The organism is Pseudomonas furukawaii (assembly GCF_002355475.1).
Lineage (GTDB): Bacteria > Pseudomonadota > Gammaproteobacteria > Pseudomonadales > Pseudomonadaceae > Metapseudomonas > Metapseudomonas furukawaii.
In genome coordinates this window covers 2,038,608-2,058,819 of record NZ_AP014862.1, presented here as the reverse complement: position 1 = coordinate 2,058,819, position 20,212 = coordinate 2,038,608, and the positions used below count along the sequence as shown (strand labels likewise).

Annotated in this window: 18 protein-coding genes; 6 read left to right on the top strand and 12 right to left on the bottom strand. The window is 66.2% G+C overall.

What is annotated here, in order from left to right; translation table 11 throughout:
* Position 1: 1 nt before the first annotated feature.
* From KF707C_RS09545 to KF707C_RS09535, 3 genes are all read right to left on the bottom strand, one after another.
* Positions 2 to 1,795, bottom strand: a complete 1,794-nt coding sequence (locus KF707C_RS09545) for an ABC transporter transmembrane domain-containing protein (protein WP_004422302.1) — start codon at positions 1,793 to 1,795, stop codon at positions 2 to 4.
* Between the two features lie 8 nt (positions 1,796 to 1,803).
* Complete coding sequence (locus KF707C_RS09540) at positions 1,804 to 2,262, bottom strand: thiol-disulfide oxidoreductase DCC family protein (protein ID WP_004422301.1); 459 nt, start codon at positions 2,260 to 2,262, stop codon at positions 1,804 to 1,806.
* 70 nt (positions 2,263 to 2,332) lie between these two features.
* Positions 2,333 to 3,460, bottom strand: a complete 1,128-nt coding sequence (locus KF707C_RS09535; RefSeq protein ID WP_004422300.1) for an ATP-NAD kinase family protein — start codon at positions 3,458 to 3,460, stop codon at positions 2,333 to 2,335.
* Positions 3,461 to 3,471: 11 nt separating this feature from the next.
* Here KF707C_RS09535 and KF707C_RS30015 point away from each other — a divergent pair, with 11 nt between their 5' ends.
* Positions 3,472 to 3,678 (top strand): PA1571 family protein, encoded by a 207-nt coding sequence (locus KF707C_RS30015; protein ID WP_331251408.1) that lies wholly within the window; start codon positions 3,472 to 3,474, stop codon positions 3,676 to 3,678.
* A gap of 12 nt (positions 3,679 to 3,690) precedes the next feature.
* On the opposite strand, the gene pdxB is transcribed toward KF707C_RS30015, so the two are convergent.
* Positions 3,691 to 4,833 (bottom strand): 4-phosphoerythronate dehydrogenase PdxB, encoded by a 1,143-nt coding sequence (gene pdxB, locus KF707C_RS09530; RefSeq protein WP_004422299.1) that lies wholly within the window; start codon positions 4,831 to 4,833, stop codon positions 3,691 to 3,693.
* 257 nt (positions 4,834 to 5,090) lie between these two features.
* On the opposite strand from pdxB, the gene KF707C_RS09525 reads away from it, so the two are divergent.
* A complete protein-coding gene (locus tag KF707C_RS09525; protein ID WP_004422298.1) occupies positions 5,091 to 6,473 on the top strand; it encodes an MATE family efflux transporter in 1,383 nt (460 codons plus the stop codon).
* Between the two features lie 61 nt (positions 6,474 to 6,534).
* Here KF707C_RS09525 and tusA read toward each other — a convergent pair whose 3' ends face one another.
* Entirely contained in the window at positions 6,535 to 6,774 is a 240-nt protein-coding gene (gene tusA, locus KF707C_RS09520) for a sulfurtransferase TusA (protein ID WP_004422297.1), read from the bottom strand.
* Positions 6,775 to 6,960: 186 nt separating this feature from the next.
* On the opposite strand from tusA, the gene KF707C_RS09515 reads away from it, so the two are divergent.
* Positions 6,961 to 7,149, top strand: coding sequence for a hypothetical protein (locus KF707C_RS09515; protein WP_004422294.1), 189 nt, complete (start codon positions 6,961 to 6,963; stop codon positions 7,147 to 7,149).
* On the opposite strand, the gene rlmM is transcribed toward KF707C_RS09515, so the two are convergent.
* Positions 7,131 to 8,180, bottom strand: coding sequence for a 23S rRNA (cytidine(2498)-2'-O)-methyltransferase RlmM (gene rlmM / locus KF707C_RS09510; RefSeq protein WP_004422292.1), 1,050 nt, complete (start codon positions 8,178 to 8,180; stop codon positions 7,131 to 7,133). The genes KF707C_RS09515 and rlmM overlap by 19 nt on opposite strands.
* 214 nt (positions 8,181 to 8,394) lie before the next feature.
* Here rlmM and acnA point away from each other — a divergent pair, with 214 nt between their 5' ends.
* Both acnA and KF707C_RS09500 read left to right on the top strand, forming a co-directional pair.
* A complete protein-coding gene (gene acnA / locus KF707C_RS09505; RefSeq protein WP_004422288.1) occupies positions 8,395 to 11,085 on the top strand; it encodes an aconitate hydratase AcnA in 2,691 nt (896 codons plus the stop codon).
* A 279-nt stretch (positions 11,086 to 11,364) separates the two neighbouring features.
* Entirely contained in the window at positions 11,365 to 12,930 is a 1,566-nt protein-coding gene (locus tag KF707C_RS09500) for a methyl-accepting chemotaxis protein (protein WP_004422286.1), read from the top strand.
* Between the two features lie 51 nt (positions 12,931 to 12,981).
* On the opposite strand, the gene rhuM is transcribed toward KF707C_RS09500, so the two are convergent.
* From rhuM to kynB, 5 genes are all read right to left on the bottom strand, one after another.
* Entirely contained in the window at positions 12,982 to 13,986 is a 1,005-nt protein-coding gene (gene rhuM / locus KF707C_RS09495; RefSeq protein ID WP_004422284.1) for a virulence protein RhuM/Fic/DOC family protein, read from the bottom strand.
* Positions 13,987 to 14,150: 164 nt separating this feature from the next.
* Entirely contained in the window at positions 14,151 to 15,560 is a 1,410-nt protein-coding gene (locus tag KF707C_RS09490; RefSeq protein WP_004422283.1) for an amino acid permease, read from the bottom strand.
* A 37-nt stretch (positions 15,561 to 15,597) separates the two neighbouring features.
* On the bottom strand, positions 15,598 to 16,908 hold the full coding sequence (locus KF707C_RS09485; RefSeq protein WP_036994114.1) for an OprD family porin: 1,311 nt from the start codon (positions 16,906 to 16,908) through the stop codon (positions 15,598 to 15,600).
* A 73-nt stretch (positions 16,909 to 16,981) separates the two neighbouring features.
* A complete protein-coding gene (gene kynU / locus KF707C_RS09480; protein ID WP_004422279.1) occupies positions 16,982 to 18,232 on the bottom strand; it encodes a kynureninase in 1,251 nt (416 codons plus the stop codon).
* 9 nt (positions 18,233 to 18,241) lie between these two features.
* Positions 18,242 to 18,883, bottom strand: coding sequence for an arylformamidase (gene kynB / locus KF707C_RS09475; RefSeq protein ID WP_004422276.1), 642 nt, complete (start codon positions 18,881 to 18,883; stop codon positions 18,242 to 18,244).
* Between the two features lie 130 nt (positions 18,884 to 19,013).
* Here kynB and KF707C_RS09470 point away from each other — a divergent pair, with 130 nt between their 5' ends.
* Positions 19,014 to 19,490, top strand: a complete 477-nt coding sequence (locus KF707C_RS09470; RefSeq protein ID WP_004422274.1) for an Lrp/AsnC family transcriptional regulator — start codon at positions 19,014 to 19,016, stop codon at positions 19,488 to 19,490.
* 10 nt (positions 19,491 to 19,500) lie between these two features.
* Here KF707C_RS09470 and KF707C_RS09465 read toward each other — a convergent pair whose 3' ends face one another.
* Positions 19,501 to 20,184: an alpha/beta family hydrolase gene (locus KF707C_RS09465; protein ID WP_394296141.1), complete on the bottom strand. Its 684-nt coding sequence runs from the start codon at positions 20,182 to 20,184 to the stop codon at positions 19,501 to 19,503.
* Positions 20,185 to 20,212 lie beyond the last annotated feature (28 nt).

Genomic DNA, 20,212 nt, shown 5'->3' with positions numbered 1-20,212 from the left:
TTCACTCCGGGCTGGACTCCAGCTCTCCTTCCGGGCGACGGCCGAACTGCAATTCCGCCAACCGCGCATAGAGCGGGCTGCTGACCACCAGCTCCGCATGGCGGCCGACTGCAACCACCCTGCCCCGCTCCATCACGGCGATACGGTCGGCATTCTGCACCGTTGCCAGCCGGTGAGCGATCACCAGAGTCGTACGTCCGCTCATCAAGGCCGGCAAGGCTTGCTGGATCAGGTGCTCGCTTTCCGCATCGAGCGCACTGGTCGCTTCATCGAGCAGCAGGACAGGCGCATCCACCAGCAGCGCCCGTGCAATGGCCAATCGCTGCCGCTGTCCGCCCGACAGCCCCAGGCCGCCTTCCCCCAGATGGGTACGGTAGCCCTCGGGCAAGCGGCTGATGAACTCATGGGCGTGGGCCGCGCGGGCTGCAGCCTCCACCTCGGCATCCGTCGCGCCCGGGCGGCCATAGCGGATGTTGTCCTCGATACGCCCATAGAACAGCCCTGGATTCTGCGACACCAGGGCGAAGGAGCGGCGCAGGTCAGCCGGCTCGAGCTGCCGGATATCCGTACCCTCTACCCGGATCACGCCTTCCTGGGGGTCGAAGAAGCGCAGCAGCAACTCGAACACAGTGGACTTCCCAGCCCCCGAGGGCCCCACCAGGGCCAGGGTCTCGCCGGGACGCACCGCCAGACTGACTCCGTCCAGGGCCGGAAGATCGGGCCTTGCGGGGTAGGCGAAACGTACCGCTTCCAGTTCGAGGCGACCGCTGACCCGCGCAGGAAGCGCTACTCGCCCCTCCAAAGGGCCAAAAATCTCGTTGCGTGCCTGCAGCAACTCGGCGATTCGCTCCGCCGCTCCCGCCGCACTCTGCAGCTCGCCGATCACCTCACTGATGGCACCGAAGGCGGCGCCGACGATCAGGCTGTAGAAGACGAACGCCGCCAGGTCACCGGGAGAGATGCGCCCGGCGATCACATCCGAGCCCCCGACCCAGAGCATGGCCCCGACAGCTCCCAGCACCAGCACGATCACCAGCGTGATCAGCCAGGCGCGCTGGGTGATGCGCCGACGCGCGGCCTCGAATGCGCCCTCCACCCTATGGGCGAAGCGCAGCCGATCCTGGGCCTGGTGGTTGTAGGCCTGCACCGTCTTGATCTGGCCCAGTGTTTCCCCCACGTAGCTGCCCACATCGGCGATGCGGTCCTGGCTCTGCCGTGACAGACGCCGCACCCGCCGCCCGAACACCAGGATGGGCGCCAGCACCAGCGGCAGCGCCAGCAACACGATTCCAGTGAGTTTGGGGTTGGTGACGAACAACAGCAGGATGCCGCCCACCAGCATGATCCCGTTCCGCAGCGCCATGGAAAGGGACGAGCCGATCACCGTCTGCAGCAACGTGGTATCGGCGGTCAGACGCGACTGGATCTCCGAGGCGCGGTTGTGTTCATAGAAGCCCGGATGAAGTTCGATCAGGTGATCGAAGACCCGCTTGCGGATATCCGCGACAAAGCGCTCCCCAATCCACGACACCAGGTAGAAGCGGGTGAACGTCCCAATGGCCAGTGCCAGCACCAACAGAAAGAACAGCAGGATGGAATGGCGCAGGGCGGCCTCGGACTGGGTCGCCAGCCCCTGGTCCACCAGCAGGCGAATCCCCTGGCCCATGGACAGCGTGATACCAGCGGTGAAAAGCAATGCCAGCAGCGCGCCGACAACCCGCCAACGGTAGGGGGCGACGAAACGCGCCGCCATGCGCAGCGCATTGCGCTGGCGTGACGAGAGGAAGGATGCCATGCAGGGATTCAACCCTTACGTTGAAAGGAACGTTCGGCATGCAGGAATCGCCCCTCATGGTCGGGGGAAGGCAACAAGCAAGCCTCATGCCGGCCGAACAGGCGATAACGGTTCAGGGCGACGCGGTCATAGCACCCATCACGCATCGCCCGGGGCAGGAAACGAAAACTCGCCAGCAACGGCCAGGGCGCGGGCAACTGGCGCAGGATCCGAGCGATGGCGTCGGAGCGGACATGCAGCTCGCACCCTTCGACGTAAAGCAGGGTTTCAAAACGGTCGGTGGGCAAGTCGAACCAGCGCAGGATCGCCTGCCCTTCGGCGGACTGGACCGAGGCGAGCTTGAAGACCCGGGACCGGTCGTGACGGATCAGGAACTTCGCCCAGCCATTGCAGAGCTTGCACACACCATCGAAGAGCACGACGCGCTCGCCGGGACGTACATGAGGCGGGTACCGATCGGCATCCATCTCGATGCTCCTGCATTCAGGGGAAAGTGCCTCGATGGTAGCTGATCTCCCAGGGGGCCGGTGAACGCGCTCAGGCCCCGTCGCCCCATCCCAGCGGATAGAGCAGCTCCTCCTTGTAACCGGCCCACACCCGAACCGCATCCGGAAACGCCGCATCCAGATCCGGATCGCCACTGTCCACCAGGAGCGGCCGGCCCTCCAGTGTTCCAAGCTTGCGCTTGGTCGCCACGACCCTCAGATGATCCAGACCGATGGCGCGCAATACACGAGGACTGATCTGCTGGTTGCCGCGACCGATGATGTGGCCCTGGCCGCCGATGGCAGTCACCAGCAGGCGCGCCGGGTGTTCGGCCACCAGTTCGAACAACTGCGCCTCGGTCACATCGCGGGCCAGCACCGCGCCGTTCTCGATCACATCCACGCCGAGCAGGGTGGTCTCCAGCCCCAGGTTGGCGGCCAGGCCGTGAAGCGTCGATCCCGGCCCGAACACATAGCGCACGCCCTCCTCCCAGGTATCGGCCAGCCAGTCGGCGAGGTCCACCAGCACCAACTCCTCCGACTCCACGCCACCCTGCTTCACGTGCTGCATGAAGTGCCCTTCCTCGGGAACGGTCAGCTCGCCGTACCAGCGTGCCGCCACGCGCCCCTCACGCAGCGCCGCCTCATCCAGGTCGCGCACCTCGCCGCTGGCCAGGCGCACCAGGCCCCCTTCCACCAGTCGTCGAGCCAGTTCACCGGCAGCCCGCGGGCTGATGGCATAGACGCCGGAATGAATCTTCACGCCGGCTGGAATTCCCAACACCGGCTGCCCTTCGCGGATCACGCTGCTGACGTCCCGAGCGGTGCCATCGCCCCCCGCGAACAGAATCAGGGCGACCCCCGCGTCCTGCAACGCCCTTACGGCCTCGCGGGTGTCTTCGGCACAGGTGGCGGCCCCCTGCAGTTGCCCCGATACCCGGTGTGCGAAGCCCATTTCCGCCAGCAGGTCGGCCCCCATGGGGCCGGGAAAGGTCAGGAACTCGATACGCCCCGCCAGCGGCAGGAGGCATTCCAGGGCCAGCCGTGTACGCGCTGCCGCGCGTGGTTCGGCCCCCCTGGCCAGGGCTTCGCCGGCGACCCCGTCGCTGCCCTTGAGCGCTGCGGGGCCACCCAGGCCGGCCAGGGGATTGATGATCAGGCCCATATGAAAGGTGGACATGCTTACCTCGAATTGAGCGCCAGCCCCATCGACGGGGCCATTCAACAGAACCCGGCCATCGCGATTGGCACCCCTACTGCCGCGATGGTTCGGTCTTTCATTTTGTCGGCGCCATCATCGACGCCGAAGGCCGCGAGATTCCCATCATCGAAGCCATGATCCAGCGGGCCTGCCGGGTTCTGGACAAGCCGCAGCCCGGAAAGCGCAGGCCAGCCTGACGAGCGTCGTCATCACACCAGCCCAGCGCCCAATGCGCGGACGATTCCGGCCAGCGTCGGAGCATCGCCCTGCAGCCGTACCTTCAGGCCGTCGATCTCCCGGCGCACGGGGTAGTGCTTGCGCAGGGCATCGAAGGCCGCGCGGCGCTGAGCCGCATCACCCACCAGGCTGCGGCGGAAATCCGCGTCGTCGCGGCGCGGGTCGTAGACCGCCCGACACAGGGTGGCCAGGGCCCAATGTGGATCGGCGCTGGCGTCCAGGCAGAGCTCCCCCAGCCAGGGCGGAGGCAGCAACTCGTCCAGGCTGACGCGCGCTTCCTGCCCACTGTGGCGGCACCAGGCCTGGTAGACCTGGGCCGTTCCGCGCAGCTTTCCATCGAGGCTGTAGCCGGCGATGTGGGGCGTGGCGATGCGGCACAGACGCGCCAGCTCAGGGTCGGCCAGCGGTTCAGCTTCCCAGACGTCCAGTACCGCGCTCAGGTCCCTTCTGCGCCCCAATAGCTCACGAAGCGCAAGGTTATCCACCACCGGGCCACGGCTGGCGTTCACCAGCCAGGCGCCCGGCCGCAGCCGCTCCAGGCGGCGGGCGTCGAGCAGGTGGCGAGTGGCGTGCTCGCCACTGGTGGTCAGCGGCGTATGCAGACTGATGACGTCGCATTCCCGGAGGATGGTCTCCAGATCGACGTAATCCCCGCCTTCGGCGGCCTGGCGCGGCGGATCGCAGACCCGCACCGTCCACCCCAACCCCCGCAACACCTCAACCAGGCGCCCGCCCACCTGGCCAGCCCCCACCACGCCGAACGTGCGGGATGCCAGGTCGACGCCCTCGTCTTCCGCCAGCACCAGCAGGCTCCCCAGTACATAGTCCACCACGCCCCGGGCATTGCAGCCGGGCGCACTGGACCAGGCGATGCCGGCTTCGGAGAAGTAGTCGAGGTCCAGGTGATCGGTGCCGATGGTGCAGGTGCCCACGAATCGCACCGGGCTACCCTGCAGCGCGACCCGGTCGACGCGAGTGACCGAGCGCACCAGCAGCAGGTCGGCGTCGCCGAGGGCGGCCGCGTCGATGGCCCGTCCGGGAAGACGGCGTATGTCGCCCAGGGCGCCGAAGAAGGCGTCCACCAGGGGGATGTTTTCGTCGGCAACTATTCGCATGGCAGGCTCCGGCTGAGAGGCGGATATTCTACGCAATCCCCCGCCCTCCGGCTCATCGATCCTCTTTCCTGACCACTTCGTCAGCGCGTAAGATGGACGCCTTCTCCGCCTCCACGTCCCGTTCCGCCGGCAGCTTCTCTTGCAAAGGCTGGGACAGTGCACCGTCGCGAGCCCGTCGCGACCAGGCAGCGCCCCGAATCTGAACATTGACCTCATGCATGGACGCCACCGGAGTGCCCGGTGGACGACGTATCGCTATGGAACTATCCGTCAAATCCGCGGAGACCCGCGTCAGCCGCGCCACCACCGAGTTGCGCGCACTGCTCCGGCTGGCTACCCCCATCATGGTGGCCCAGCTCTCCAACACCGCCATGGGCTTCGTCGACGCCGTCATGGCCGGTCGCGTCAGCCCCCGCGACCTGGCCGCTGTGGCCCTCGGAAATTCCATCTGGATTCCGGTTTTCCTGCTGATGACCGGCACCTTGCTGGCGACCACCGCCAAGGTCGCCCAGCGCTTCGGCGCCAACCGTGAAGCGGAAATCGGTCCACTGGTTCGCCAGGCCCTCTGGCTGGCGCTGGCGGTGGGACTGGCCGGCGCCCTGGTGCTGCTCAGCGCCCGGCCGATCCTGGAGCTGATGGGCGTCGCCCCTGAGCTGGTCGCGCCCGCCATGGGCTATCTCCAGGGCATCGCCTTCGGTTTTCCCGCTGTGGCGCTGTACTACGTGCTGCGCTGCTTCAGCGACGGCCTGGGCCGGACGCGCCCCAGCATGGTGCTGGGCCTCTCGGGGCTGATGCTGAACATTCCCCTGAACTATGTGCTGATCCACGGCCACCTCGGCATGCCCGCGCTGGGCGGCGTGGGATGTGGCTGGGCCAGCGGTATCGTGATGTGGTTCATGATGCTGGGCATGTTGGGGTGGGTGATCCGCACCCCGGTCTACCAGCCGAGCGGCCTGTTCGAACGCTTCGACAGACCGCAACTGGCGGCGATCGGCCGTTTTCTCGCCATCGGGCTCCCGATTGGCATCGCCATCTTCGCCGAATCCAGCATCTTCGCCGTGATCGCGCTGCTGATCGGTGGACTGGGTGCGACAGTCGTGGCCGGGCACCAGGTCGCGCTGAACTTCAGCGCCCTGGTCTTCATGATCCCCTATGCACTGTCCATGGCCATCACCGTCCGCGTGGGCCAGGCGCTGGGACGCGGCGAACCCCGGGCCGCGCGATTCGCCGCCGGCGTGGGCATCGGCGTGGCGCTGGCCTATGCCTGCCTGTCCGCCAGCCTGATGCTGCTGGGCCGGGAGCTGATCGCGAAGATGTACTCGCCGGACCCGGCCGTGATCGCCGTGGCGGCGGGGCTCATCGTCTACTCGGCGCTCTTCCAGTTCTCCGACGCCATCCAGGTGGCCGCCGCCGGCGCACTGAGGGGCTACCAGGACACCCGCGCCACCATGGTCTTCACCCTCTTCGCCTACTGGGGCATCGGCCTGCCGGTGGGCTACGCACTGGGCCTGACCGACTGGCTGGGCGAGGCGACGGGGCCCAAGGGACTCTGGCAGGGCCTGGTGGTGGGGCTGACCTGCGCCGCGGCGATGCTCAGCCTGCGGCTGGTGCGCAGCGCCAGGCGAAGGATTCGCGACTGAACGAAAATGGGCCGCTCGATGCGGCCCATTCGCTGCCTGCCGGACAGGTGCCGGCAGGGAATCATTCCGCCTTCTTGCGAATCCAGTAGAGGTAGGTTCCGGCCTCTTCCGACTGGTCCAGCAACTCGTGCCCGAGGAAGACACAGAACTTGGGGATATCGCGGCGCGTCGAGGGGTCGGTGGCGATGACCTTGAGCAGGCCGCCGGCCGGCAGGTCACGCACCTTGTTGTGCAGCATCATCACCGGCTCGGGGCAGTTCAGGCCGGTGGCGTCGAGGATGGCATCAGGCTGTTGGGACATGGGGCACTCCGTAAACTGGCGGCTATTGTGGCGCAAAGCCGGCACTGCGCCCAGCCTTGAGACGCTCGCAGCGACGTCCGGGCGCGGTCCCGCGCGCCCGGGATCGGCGCCACCAGCCCCTAGTCCGCGCGCGCCCTGGCCGTCAGGTGAAAGTCGGCGCAGCATGGCTTTTTTCCAGGAGGCGCCATGACAGATCCCACGGAACACGACTGGTGCGTCAAGCGACTGGACGACAACGGCAACGAGTTCGTCATGCAAGGCGGCCTGACCCGCACGCAGGCCGAACGCCTGGCCGCGGATTACCAGGCGCGGGGCCACAAGCAGAGCTATTGGCCGGAACGGATGGCGCCCACCGATCACAGCCTGCGCAGGTGACAGGTCACTTCCTCGCGGTCGTGGTAGAGCTGCTTGCAGGCGATCGACACCTTCAGGCCCCGGCCCTTCAATCCCGCGTCGATGCGCGCCAGCAACCGGGTGACCTCGGCATAGCGCTGCTTCATCGGCAGCTTGAGGTTGACCACGGCCTCCTGACACCAGCCCTCCCCCAGCCAGGTCTCGATCAGGGCGGCGGTGCGCGCCGGCTTCTCGACGATGTCGCAAACCATCCAGTTCACCGGACGGCGGGGCTTGAAGGTGAATCCGTCGGCCCGCTGGTGCTCGACGAACCCCGAGTACATCAGGTTTTCCGACATGGGCCCGTTGTCCACTGCGGTCACCTTGATCTCCCGCTGGACCAACTGCCAGGTCCACCCGCCAGGAGACGCGCCCAGGTCGACGGCCGTCATGCCCGGTGCCAGACGCGCATCCCACTGGTTACGTGGAATGAACTGGTGCCAGGCTTCCTCGAGCTTGAGCGTGGATCGACTGGGCGCCTCGCGCGGGAACTTGAGACGCGGGATCCCCATCGGCCAGAGGGCGGAGTTGCCGGCTTCGGCAAGCCCGACGAACGCCTCGCGACCGCTGCGAAACGTCAGCAGCAGGCGAGGCAGCTGCGGATCATCCTTAAGCCGCCCCGCCCTGGTCAGTGCCGCGCGAAGTGGTTTCTCGAACTTGCGGCAGAAGGTCGACAGCTCCTTGCCTTCGTTGGTATCGAACACTTCCAGCCAGAGGCTGCCACACACCGGATAGTCCACCAGGGCGTCCAGCAAGGCGCCCACACGGTCGGACTCCGGCAAGGCCACGTAGTCGCCGCGGGCCCACTGGCGCGGAAAGATCAACTGGTTGAAGCGCAGCTTGCGCATCAGTCGCTCGGCACCGCCCGGTTCGCTGCAGACGAACTCGGCGGATGCGCCTTGGGGCTTGGCCTTGGCGTAGCCGGCAACCTCCAGTCGGGCGGCGTGCTCGGCGATCTCGGCACAGACCTCCCCTTCGAATCCGGGGCGGCAGTGCAACAACAGGGTGTTCATGGGGGTGTCCTCCTGGGCGCGCACTATAGTGGCGCCACACGGGTTTTCACACAGCACCCTGAGCAAATTTCTACAGCCGGCCTACCCAAGGCGTCGGAACCCTCCCCAGGTGCGGGGAGTCGGTTCAGATGGCGAGCCCCGCCAATCGGGACTAATTTTCTTAGCTCCGTCCGTGCAGCCGGCCCATGCCGTTTGGGCCCCAAGGAGATATCCGATGCCTTCACTGGATAGCCTGAATTGCCGCCGCAGCCTGGTGATCGACGACAGGACCTACCATTACTTCAGCCTCCCCGAAGCCGCCAAGCGACTGGGTCCCATCGACAAGTTACCCATGTCGATGAAGGTCCTGCTGGAGAACCTGCTGCGCTGGGAAGACGACGAAACCGTCAACACCGCCGACCTCAAGGCCATCGCCGAATGGCTTGGCCCACGCCGCTCCGAGCGGGAAATCCAGTACCGCCCGGCCCGCGTCCTGATGCAGGACTTCACAGGCGTACCCGCGGTGGTGGACCTGGCCGCCATGCGGGCCGCCGTGGCCGAGGCGGGAGGCGACCCGCAACGGATCAACCCACTGTCGCCGGTGGACCTGGTGATCGACCACTCGGTGATGGTGGATCGCTTTGCCTCCCGGGCTGCATTCGAGGAAAACGTCGCCATCGAGATGCAGCGCAATGGCGAACGCTACGCCTTCCTGCGCTGGGGCCAGCGCGCCTTCGACAATTTCAGCGTGGTGCCGCCGGGCACCGGCATCTGCCACCAGGTCAACCTGGAATACCTGGCGCGCACCGTCTGGACCCGCGAAGAGGACGGCCTGACCTGGGCCTTCCCCGATACCCTGGTGGGCACCGACTCCCACACCACCATGATCAACGGCCTCGGCGTGCTCGGCTGGGGCGTAGGCGGCATCGAGGCGGAGGCGGCCATGCTCGGCCAGCCGGTGTCGATGCTGATACCCGAGGTGATCGGTTTCAAGCTCACCGGCAAGTTGAAGGAAGGCATCACCGCCACCGACCTGGTGCTGACCGTGACCCAGATGCTGCGCAAGAAAGGCGTGGTGGGGAAATTCGTCGAGTTCTATGGCGACGGCCTGGCCGACCTGCCCCTGGCCGACCGCGCCACCATCGCCAACATGGCGCCGGAGTACGGCGCCACCTGCGGCTTCTTCCCGGTGGATGACATCACCCTGGGCTACCTGCGCCTTTCCGGCCGGCCGGAGGAGACGGTGAAACTGGTGGAGGCCTACAGCAAGGCCCAGGGACTCTGGCGCGAGCCCGGTCACGAGCCGGTCTTCACCGACACACTCGCGCTCGACCTGGACAGCGTCGAGGCCAGCCTGGCCGGCCCCCGCCGACCGCAGGACCGGGTGGCCCTGCCCCAGGTCCCCCGTGCCTTCGACGACCTCATCAGCCTGCAGCTCAGCCCGGCAGGGGCCAGTCGCGCCGACAGCGTCGAGGTGAAACTGGACGACGGCGAATCCTTCCGCCTGGAGGACGGCGCCGTGGTCATCGCCGCCATCACCTCCTGCACCAACACCTCCAACCCCAGCGTGATGATGGCCGCAGGACTCCTGGCGAAGAAGGCCGTCGAGAAAGGCCTGCTGCGCAAGCCCTGGGTGAAATCCTCCCTGGCGCCCGGTTCCAAGGTCGTGACCGAATACTTCCGCGCCGCCGGCCTGACCCCCTACCTCGACCAACTGGGCTTCAACCTCGTGGGCTATGGCTGCACCACCTGCATCGGCAACTCGGGCCCCTTGCTGGAGCCCATCGAGAAGGCCATCCAGCAGGCCGACCTGACGGTGGCTTCGGTACTGTCCGGTAACCGCAACTTCGAGGGCCGGGTGCATCCCCTGGTCAAGGCCAACTGGCTCGCCTCGCCTCCCCTGGTGGTGGCCTATGCACTGGCCGGCAGCGTCAGGATCGACCTCGGCGGGCAACCCCTGGGCCTGGGTAGCGATGGGCAGCCCGTCTACCTGCGTGACATCTGGCCCAGCCAGACGGAGATCGCCGAGGCCATCGCCAAGGTGGATACCGCCATGTTCCGCAAGGAATACGCCGAAGTCTTCACCGGCGATGCGCAATGGCGCGCGATCCAGGTGCCGGAGTCAGACACCTACGCCTGGCAGGCCGACTCCACCTATATCCAGCACCCACCCTTCTTCAACGACATCACCGGAGCCCCGCCCAAGGTGGAGGATGTACGCGATGCCCGAATCCTGGCCTTGCTGGGAGACTCGGTCACCACCGACCACATCTCCCCGGCCGGCAACATCAAGGCCGACAGCCCCGCCGGCCGCTACCTGCAGCAGCGGGGTGTGCAGCCTGCGGACTTCAACTCCTACGGCTCGCGGCGCGGCAACCACGAGGTCATGATGCGCGGCACCTTCGCCAACATCCGCATTCGCAACGAGATGCTCGGAGGCGAGGAAGGCGGCAACACCCTCCATGTGCCCAGCGGCGACAAGCTGGCCATCTACGACGCCGCCATGCGCTACCAGGCCGAGGGCACACCCCTGGTCATAGTGGCCGGCAAGGAATACGGCACGGGTTCATCCCGTGACTGGGCGGCCAAGGGCACCAACCTGCTGGGGGTCAAGGCGGTGATCGCCGAAAGCTTCGAGCGAATCCACCGCTCCAACCTGGTGGGAATGGGGGTGCTGCCCCTGCAGTTCAGGGATGGCGACGACCGCAAGACCCTCAACCTCACAGGCCAGGAAACCCTGGCGATCCTTGGGCTCGATGGCGCGAACCTCAAACCGCAGATGGAACTGACCCTGGAAATCAGCCGCCAGGATGGCTCCCGCGATCAGGCTCGCCTGCTCTGCCGCATCGACACCCTGAACGAAGTGGAATACTTCAAGGCCGGCGGCATCCTGCACTACGTCCTGCGGCAATTGCTGAGCCCCTGATCAGGCGTCCATGTCCGTGGAGCCCGGACTCGCTCCGGGCTCCCGGAAGGGGCATCCCCGCCGAATCTCCATCGTCACGAGCAGAACCGGTGCCCCATGGCACGGTCCCCAGGACGTGGTTCCCCGGGCTCACCGGGGTACAGGCCGCCCAGCCAGTGTCCGAAGGCAAAAAGCCATAAACCGTGCGGAATCGATTCCGATTAGACTAGCGCCCCGAAAAAGGGCTCAACCTTGTGGCCTGGATGCCGATAGATGCTGTAAGCCTTGCGGAAGGACACCATGAGAAACAACCAACCGATCACCCAACGGGAACGCAGCTTCCCCACCGAACAGCGTCTGATCTCCACCACGGACAGCAAGGGCATCATCACCTATTGCAACGAGGCCTTCGTGGAAATCAGCGGCTACAGCCGTGAAGAACTGATTCGGTCGCCCCACAACCTCGTGCGTCACCCCGATGTCCCCCCGGCCGTTTTCGGGCACATGTGGAGCACCCTCAAGCAAGGCCGCCCGTGGATGGGCATCGTGAAGAACCGCTGCAAGAACGGTGATCACTACTGGGTCAATGCCTACGTCACGCCCATCTTCGAAGGCAGCCAGATCGTCGGCTACGAGTCGGTGCGGATCAAACCCACCGCCGAACAGGTGCGTCGCGCCGAAGCACTCTACAAGCGCTTGAATGCCGGCAAGGCCGCCATTCCCAATCGGGACAAGTGGTTGCCGGTGTTGCAGGACTGGCTGCCGTTCATCCTCATCAGCCAGATCGCCTTCCTCATCGGCGTCTGGCTCAACTCCCATTGGGGCTTCCTGCTGGCCGCCCTGCTCTCGGTCCCCCTGGGCCTGGTGGGCCTGGCTTGGCAGAACCGGGGCATCAAGCGCCTGCTGCACCTCGCCGAACAGACCACCTCGGACCCGCTGATCGCACAGATGTACACCGACAGCCGTGGCGTCCAGGGACGGCTGGAAATGGCCATGCTCAGCCAGGAAGCCCGCCTGAAGACCTGCCTGACCCGGCTGCAGGACACCGCCGAGCACCTGACCCAGCAGGCACGCCAGGCCGATACCCTGGCCCACAACAGCTCCGAAGGGCTGGAGCGCCAGCGCGTGGAGACCGAGCAGGTCGCCACTGCGGTCAACCAGATGGCCGCCACCACCCAGGAAGTGGCGAACAATGTGCAGCGCACCGCCGACGCCACCCAGGAGGCGAACCGCCTCACCGGCCAGGGCCGCCAGATCGCAGCGGAAACCCGCGAGGCCATCGAACGCCTGTCCCGCTCCGTGGGCGAGACCGGCGAGACCGTCACCCGACTGGCCCAGGACAGCAACGAAATCGGCGGCGTGGTGGACGTCATCAAGGGCATTGCCGACCAGACCAACCTGCTCGCGCTGAACGCGGCAATCGAAGCCGCACGGGCGGGCGAGATGGGCCGTGGTTTTGCGGTAGTGGCCGACGAGGTTCGCCAACTGGCCCAGCGCACCGCCGAGTCCACCGGGCAGATCCACCAGCTGATCGCCCAGCTGCAGAGGACCGCGGACGAAGCCGTGCTCACCATGGAGAACGGCCGTCGCCAGGCCGACGAAGGCGTCGAGCGCGTACTCCAGGCCGATAACGCACTGGTGGGCATCAGCGAGGCCGTGGCCAGGATCACCGACATGGCGGACCAGATCGCCGCCGCCACCGAGGAACAGAGCGCGGTGGCCGAGCAGATCAACCAGAGCATCAGCAGCATCGCCCAACTGGCCGACCAGACCTCCGGAGAAGCCCAGCGCACGGCCCTGCTCAGCGAGGAACTGACCCACACCGCCCAGGGGCAATACTCCCTGGTCGATCGGTTCAATCGCTGACCCCGGAAAAAACGAAAGGCCCCTCGGGGCCTTTCTGGATCCCGCCCTGGATCAGCCCAGGATCAGGTTCATGACCAGATGGACCATCAGGTCCTTCTGCCGGGGATCGCTCTGGGCCACCAGCAGCGCAATGGCGGCCAGGGCGTTGTCGTTGATCTTCAGCTCACCATCCGACTTCAGATGGTGCCGGTTGCGCCGCAGGAACCAGATGAAGAGGAAGGCGCCGATGCGCTTGTTGCCGTCGGTGAACGGGTGGTTCTTGATCACCAGGTAAAGCAGGTTCGCCGCCTGTTCCTCGATGCTCGGGTAGAGGAATTGTCCGTCAAAGGACTGGACGATGTTCCCCAGCAAACCCTCGAAACTCTCATCCTTCGGCCGCCCGAACAAATCGCTGGCCTCCCCTTTCGCCATCAGGTCCGCCTTGAGCGCCGCGATTCCCTCGAAGGCATCGGCCGGGTCGATCAGGTAGCGGATGTTCTCGGCGAATCCGTCACGCCCTAGCCGCTCGCTGTCGAACTGGTTCAGCAGTACGAAGGTCCGCGCGTAGCCAGTGATGACACTGACCAGCCCGCGCGCTTCGGTCAGGCCGGCCTGGTCGATCAGCCCTTCGCGGAACAGCGTGAGGGTCTTCTGCAACTGCCCGATCCGCTCCTGCTGGGCCTCCAGGCGCCGCTGGTTGAGGCTGTAGCCGCGTACCAGGTGGTCCCTCAGTACGCGATTGGCCCAGATGCGGAAGTGGGTGCCCTGCCTGGAGTTGACGCGATAACCGACGGAAATGATTGCATCCAGGTTGTAGTGCCTGATCACTCGGGTCACCTGCCTGCGGCCCTCCCGCTGAACTACCGAGTAATCCTCGGTAGTTGTCGACTCCTCCAGTTCTCCAGTCCCGTAGATGTTCTTGAGGTGCAAGCCGACATTATCGGAACTGGTGTCGAACAACTCCGCCATCTGGCGCTGGGTCAACCAAACCGTCCCGCCCTCGAGGCGCACCTCGGTGACGCTTTCCCCTTCCCGCTGGTAGATGACGACCGGCAAGGCTTCCTGCACAAGGTCCATTGCGTTGTCCTTCCCTGTAAGTGGTGGACCTCGCAGTCTGCTTGCCTTGCCACGAGCCCGCGGCTGGTTGTCCTGTCAGGAACGTCCCTGTTCCTGCGCATGCATTCGCACCTGACACCACCCGCTCGGGGCCTGGCCCGGGCCCGACAGCGCGGGCTCGATGCTCAGGCTCCCTGTTCCTTCCCGGCGGCCACTCTCTCCCGGGGGCGCAAGTACAGTTGGTAAGCCAGCGCCAGTCCCGCCAGGAAAGGCACGCCGAACACCAGGGTCATGCGGAAGGCCGGCACGAAAGCGGTGGTCACCAGGATCGCCAGCATCAGGAAGAGGCCCAGCAGGGTCGCATAGGGAAAGCCCCACATGCGGAAGGACAGCGCCAGCCCGCCCCGGCGCTGGTGATAGCGTCGAAAGCGATAGTGGGTGAGGAAGATCATCATCCAGGCGAATAGCGCACCGAAGATGGAGATGGCCATCATCAGCATGAAGGACTCCTCGGGGAAGGCCAGGTTGACCAGGGTGGCCAGGGCGATGCCGGTGCAAGACAGCGCGAGGGCATTCAAGGGGATGCCCGAATCGCTCAGGCGTCCCATGGCCCGGGGCGCATGACCGGCGCGGGACAGGCTGAACATCATCCGCGTGGTGGTGTAGAGCTGGCTGTTCATGGCGGAAAGCGCCGCCACGAGGATCACGAAGTTGATCATGCCGGTGGCGCCGGGGATGCCCACCTGCTGCATCACGCTGACGAAGGGGCTCTGGGCACCCTTGCCCGACTGGTCCCAGGGCACCATGGCGAGGATCAGCGCCAGGGTCAGGATGTAGAACACCACCAGCCGGATCATGGTCACGCGGAAGGCCTTCTTCACGGCCACTTCCGGTTCTTCGGCCTCACCGGCCGCGACGGCGATCATCTCGATGCTGAGGTAGCTGAAGATGGCGATGATCACCGCCACCCAGACGCCCGAGAGGCCGTTGGGCAGGAAGCCGTCGTGCGCCACGTAATGGTGGAAGCCGTACTCGGGGTTCGCGCCGCCGAACACCAGCCAGGCGCCCAGCAGGATGAAGGCGAGGATCGCGCTGATCTTGATGGCGGAGAACCAGTACTCGAAGTGCCCGAACGCCTTGACGCTGATCGCGTTGGAGAGGATCAGCGCCGAGGAGAACAGCAGGATCCACACCCAGCCGGCCACATCCGGGAACCAGTACTTCATGTACAGGGAGATGGCGGTGACCTCGGTACCCACCGCCAGGACGATGGCCGCCCAGTAGGCGTAGCGCACGAGGAAACCGGCCAGCGGGCCCACGTAGTACTCGGCATAGGCACCGAAGGAGCCCGAGGTGGGATGGGCGACGGTCATTTCCGCCAGGCAGCCCATCAGCAGCAGCGCGATGAGCGCGCCCACGGCGTAGCTGATGAGCACGCCCGGCCCCGCGAAGCCGATGGCGAAGCTGCTGCCCATGAACAGCCCGGTGCCGATGGCGCCGCCGATGGCGATCATGCTCATCTGCGCCGAAGTGAGCTGGCGCTTGAGCCCCTGCTCCCGTGCCGCGATCGCGGCGAATCCAGTCTTGTTGGTCATTCTCTTGCCTCTTGGGGTCTTGTCGTTGTGGCAGGCGTCAGAGGAGCTGCAACGGGTATTCGACTATCACCCGCAGTTCGTTGTTGTCGGCGGTGTCCGCCTGGTTGACCTGGGAAGAGGCGCGGATGCTCGCCTGGCGCAGGCGAATCGACAGGTCCTTGGCGGCCCCCGCCTGCACCACATAGCGCAGCTCGATGTCGCGCTCCCAGCGTTTGCCATCCTCGCCATAGCGCTGATAGGCGCTGCCGCCCCGGCGTTGGCTGTCGTCGATCTGATCGCCCCTGACATAGCGGGTCATGAAGGAGAGGCCGGGGACGCCGAAGGGCGCCAGATCGAGGTCATAGCGCAGCTGCCAGGAGCGCTCGTTGGGTGCGTTGAAGTCCAGCACCTGCACGGAGTTGGCGAGGTAGATGGAGGTTCCGGGCTGGCGGTCGAAGCCCAGGTAGTCGAACGGCTCGTCACCCCGGACCCGTTGATGGGCGAGGGTCAGGGCGTGAGGCCCCTGGCTGTAGCGGACCGACAGGGAGCCGGTGGTGTTGTCGATCGCTCCGGCCTTCGCGCGGCCCTGGTCGAGGGTGCGGTAGAGGTTGAGGTCGAAGGTCAGGGCGCGCAGGTCGTCCAGGTCCAGGCGTTGGCTGGCGCTGGCGTAGTACTGCCGCCAGATGTCCTCGAAGCGGGATGCGTAGACCGAGAGGCGGGTGCTCTCCCCGGGCGTCCAGTTCGCCCCGGCGTAGTCCACCCGACGGGTCTCGGTCTGGGCGTACAGGGCTTTCAGGGCACCATCGCTGTTGGTGGAATTGCCGTCATTGCCCGAGGTGAAGTGGCCGGCGTCCAGCAGCAGGTCATCCCGCTCCTGGCTGGAAAGGGAGAAGCCGATGGCCATGGGGGCGAAGAGCCGGGCGTTGCCGGTGCCGAACACCGGGCTCATGGGCGCCTGGCTGCCATACCTGAGCTCGCTGCGGGACACGCGAAGCTTCACCGCCGCGCCCAGCTCGGAGTAGTCGTCCTCGGGACGCCCCCTGGAGCCCATGGGCAGCAGGTCGGTGCCGGTACGGGCGCGGTTGCTGTCCAGCTTGAGGCCCAGGTAGGCATGGGCATCCACCCCGACGCCGACCGTGCCCCGGGTGTACCCGGAACGGTAGTCGAGCATCATCCCGTGGGCCCATTCTTCGCGGTAGTTCTGCCCGCCGGGGTTGTTCAGCAGGTTGCGGTGGAAGTAGACATTGCGCTGGGTGAGGAACAGTCGGCTGTCCTCGCGGAACCCCGGGGTGGCCTCCTCGGCCACCAGGCCGGGGCTTGCGCATGCGAGCAGCAACAGCGGGGACACTGAAAGGCGTTTCAGCTTCATCATCAACCTCTTGTTGTGGTTATGGGGTCGAGACTGGGCACCGGCAGGCCGGTGCCCCGGTGCGGCGGCGGGATCAGGTCACCTGCTTGCGGGCCAGGAAGCGTTCGTCACGCCAGGTTTCGCCGTCGAGCACCTCGGCGAGGATCCGGGCGGCGTCCCAGGCATCGGTGAAGCGCGTGTAGAGCGGCGTGAAGCCGAAGCGCATGATCCGGGGCTCGCGGTAGTCACCGATGACGCCCCGGTCGATCAGGGCCTGGATCACCGCGTAACCCTCGGGATGCTCGAAGCTCACGTGGCTGCCGCGTCGGGCATGTTCCAGTGGCGTCACCAGGGTCAGCGGATGTCGCCCGCAGCGGGCTTGCACCTGTTCGATGAAGAGGTCGGTCAGCGCGAGCGACTTCTCGCGCAGGGCCTGCATATCGGTCCGGGCAAAGGTCGCAAGACCACACTCCACCATGGCCAGGGACGTGATCGGCTGGGTGCCGCAGAGGTAGCGGCCGATTCCCGGCGCCGGCTCGTAGCGCGGCTCCATACCGAACTGGCGGGCATGGCCCCACCAACCGGAAAGGGGCTGCCAGACCTGCTCACGCAGGGCGGGAGACACCCAGACGAATGCCGGTGAGCCAGGGCCTCCGTTGAGGTACTTGTAGGTGCAGCCGATGGCGTAGTCGGCGCCGGACGCCTTGAGGTCGATGGGCACGGCGCCGGCGGAGTGGCAGAGGTCCCAGATGGTCAGCGCACCGCACTCGTGGGCCAGGGCGGTGAGGGCGCCGATATCATGCAGGTAGCCGGTCTTGTAGTTGACCTGGGTGACCAGCACCACGGCCGTGTCGGAGCCCAGGGCGCCCGGCAGCGCCTCGGGGCTGTCCACGAGGCGCAGGCTGTAACCCTGCTGCAGCATGTCGGCCAGCCCCTCGGCCATGTAGATGTCGGTGGGGAAGTTGCTGCGCTCGGTGACTATCACCTTGCGCGAGGGATCGCGCAGGGCCTGCACCCGCAGGGCGGCCACCAGCACCTTGAAGAGGTTGATCGAGGTGGTGTCGGTGACCACCACTTCGTCCTCGCCCGCACCTATCAGCCGTGCCAGCTGGTTGCCCAGCCGCTCCGGCAGGCCGCGCCAGCCCGCGCTGTTCCAGCTGCCCACCAGGCCATCGCCCCACTCCTCGGCCACCACCTGGCGAGCACGTTCCAGCGCGGCCTTCGGGCGTGCGCCCAGGGAGTTTCCATCCAGGTAGATCAGGCCTTCGGGCAGGGCGAAGTCCTCGCGCAGGGCCGCGAGCGGATCACGGGCATCGAGGGCCAGGCAGTCGTCTCTTGTTGTCATGGTCGGTTCCTAGAGAGGCAGGCGACGCAGCACGGCGCGAACCGGGCTGGCATCGAGATGGGTGAACTTGAGCGGGAGGGCGATCAGCTCGTAATCGCCAGGTGCGACCTCGTCGAGCAGGAGCCCTTCGAGGATCGCCATACGCGAGCGCCTGACCGCCTGGTGCGCGGCCAGCGCCTTGCTGTCCTGGGGATCCAGCGACGGCGTGTCGGTCCCCACCAGGCGCACGCCGTGTCGCGCCAGCAGCTCGATGGCTTCCGGAGCGATGGCGGTGAAGGTCTCGGGCCAGGCGCGCACGGGGGCCAGGCGCCAGGTGCGAATCAGCACCCGGGGCGGCGTGTCCTTCAACCGGGACTCCAGATGTTCCGGAAGGACGAGGCCGCCAGCGTCCAGGCAATGGATGAGGCGACAGGGCCCCAGGTAGGGATCCAGGTCCACGGCGCCGATGGGCAGGCCGGTTGCGTCGTAGTGCAGGGGCGCGTCGGCGTGGGCGCCGGTGTGGGGCGACAGGGTGATGCGCCCCACGTTGACCGGGCAGTGTTCGTCGATCTGCCAGCACCAGGTTTCCTGGAGGGGCGTGTCACCCGGCCAGGTCGGGGTGCTGGCGTCCAGCGCCGGGGTGATGTCCCACAGGGACTTGCCATCGTGCATATTCGATCTCCTCCGAAGCGAGAAAATCATCCACCAAAGGCGATCGAATAATCGTGCTATCTTTGCGTCATAAGCGGCCTGCTTTCGCAGGATCTTTCATCCACCAGAACAAAATTAGAATTTTCCACACATGACACTCGACACCACCGACCTGCGCATCCTGCTCTGCCTGCAACAGAACGGACGCATCAGCAATCAGGAACTGGCGGAAAAGGTCGCGCTGTCGCCGTCGGCCTGCCTGCGCCGGCTGCGCAACCTTGAGGACGACGGCATCATCCGGGGCTATCGACCCGTGCTGGATGCCGAACGCCTGGGTGTGGAACTGGAGGCCCTGGTCCATGTTTCCATGCGCCAGGACGAAGCGGGCTGGCACGAGCGCTTCGTCCAGCAGCTGCACAGCTGGCCGGAGGTGGTGGGCGCCTGGATAGTCACCGGCCACAGCAACTATGTGCTGCGGGTCCAGGCGCGCAACCTGAAGCAGTTCTCCGACTTCATCGTGAACCGCCTGAACCGTGCCAGCGGCGTCACCGATATCCGTTCGGAGATGATCCTGCAGACCGTCAAGGAAGGGGGCGGCGTGCTGGACCTTCTGGCCGCCCGCCGCTAGCGATCGGGCATCAGCCGGCGAGAATGGCCGCCACCCTGTCGGCGGCTTCCTGCAGATGCTGCTCGTGGGTGAAACCGGAGGCCTTGAGCGGTTTCAGGTCGTGGTCGCCGGTCACCAGCCAGTGCAGCCTGATGGCATCCGACAGGCTGTACCCCGCCACCGTCATCCGGTCCCCCATGGGATCGCGCTCCCCCTGGACGATCAGCGTGGGCGTCCTGAGGTCCGCGAGGTGGGCGACCCGAGGCTTGTCCGCCTTGCCAACGGCGTGGAAGGGATAGCCCAGGCAGACCAGCGCATCGGCACCCAGTTCGTCCGCCAGCAGGCTGGCCATGCGCCCCCCCATGGACTTGCCGCCAATGGCCAGCGGCCCTGTGACCTGGCGTCGCACCAGCGCGTGGACTTCCCTCCAGCAGGCCAGTAACTGGGCCTGGGGATTGGGCGGCCGACGGCGTCCGTCGCTCCTCCTTGCCGCCATGTAGGGAAACTCGAAACGAACCACCGCAACCCCGCGATCCGCAAGCTTCCGCGCCATTTCTTCCATGAACTCGCTGTCCATCGGCGCCCCCGCGCCATGGGCGAGGATGAGGGTACCGGCTACCGGGCCTGAAGGCCTGTTCCACAACAACATTGCGACATCTCCATCAAACAGGGGCGATTGACCCAGATCAATAGTCACCCGAAGGGCTTTCACCATGCTTGCCCCGCAATCCAAAAACCGTGGA

Excerpts from the sequence above, each read along its gene's own strand:
- KF707C_RS09545 (WP_004422302.1), bottom strand. The coding sequence starts at position 1,795 with ATGGCATCCTTCCTCTCGTCACGCCAGCGCAATGCGCTGCGCATGGCG.
- KF707C_RS09540 (WP_004422301.1), bottom strand. The coding sequence starts at position 2,262 with ATGGATGCCGATCGGTACCCGCCTCATGTACGTCCCGGCGAGCGCGTC.
- KF707C_RS09535 (WP_004422300.1), bottom strand. The coding sequence starts at position 3,460 with ATGTCCACCTTTCATATGGGCCTGATCATCAATCCCCTGGCCGGCCTG.
- pdxB (WP_004422299.1), bottom strand. The coding sequence starts at position 4,833 with ATGCGAATAGTTGCCGACGAAAACATCCCCCTGGTGGACGCCTTCTTC.
- KF707C_RS09525 (WP_004422298.1), top strand. The coding sequence starts at position 5,091 with ATGGAACTATCCGTCAAATCCGCGGAGACCCGCGTCAGCCGCGCCACC.
- tusA (WP_004422297.1), bottom strand. The coding sequence starts at position 6,774 with ATGTCCCAACAGCCTGATGCCATCCTCGACGCCACCGGCCTGAACTGC.
- KF707C_RS09515 (WP_004422294.1), top strand. The coding sequence starts at position 6,961 with ATGACAGATCCCACGGAACACGACTGGTGCGTCAAGCGACTGGACGAC.
- rlmM (WP_004422292.1), bottom strand. The coding sequence starts at position 8,180 with ATGAACACCCTGTTGTTGCACTGCCGCCCCGGATTCGAAGGGGAGGTC.
- acnA (WP_004422288.1), top strand. The coding sequence starts at position 8,395 with ATGCCTTCACTGGATAGCCTGAATTGCCGCCGCAGCCTGGTGATCGAC.
- KF707C_RS09500 (WP_004422286.1), top strand. The coding sequence starts at position 11,365 with ATGAGAAACAACCAACCGATCACCCAACGGGAACGCAGCTTCCCCACC.
- rhuM (WP_004422284.1), bottom strand. The coding sequence starts at position 13,986 with ATGGACCTTGTGCAGGAAGCCTTGCCGGTCGTCATCTACCAGCGGGAA.
- KF707C_RS09490 (WP_004422283.1), bottom strand. The coding sequence starts at position 15,560 with ATGACCAACAAGACTGGATTCGCCGCGATCGCGGCACGGGAGCAGGGG.
- KF707C_RS09485 (WP_036994114.1), bottom strand. The coding sequence starts at position 16,908 with ATGAAGCTGAAACGCCTTTCAGTGTCCCCGCTGTTGCTGCTCGCATGC.
- kynU (WP_004422279.1), bottom strand. The coding sequence starts at position 18,232 with ATGACAACAAGAGACGACTGCCTGGCCCTCGATGCCCGTGATCCGCTC.
- kynB (WP_004422276.1), bottom strand. The coding sequence starts at position 18,883 with ATGCACGATGGCAAGTCCCTGTGGGACATCACCCCGGCGCTGGACGCC.
- KF707C_RS09470 (WP_004422274.1), top strand. The coding sequence starts at position 19,014 with ATGACACTCGACACCACCGACCTGCGCATCCTGCTCTGCCTGCAACAG.
- KF707C_RS09465 (WP_394296141.1), bottom strand. The coding sequence starts at position 20,184 with ATGGTGAAAGCCCTTCGGGTGACTATTGATCTGGGTCAATCGCCCCTG.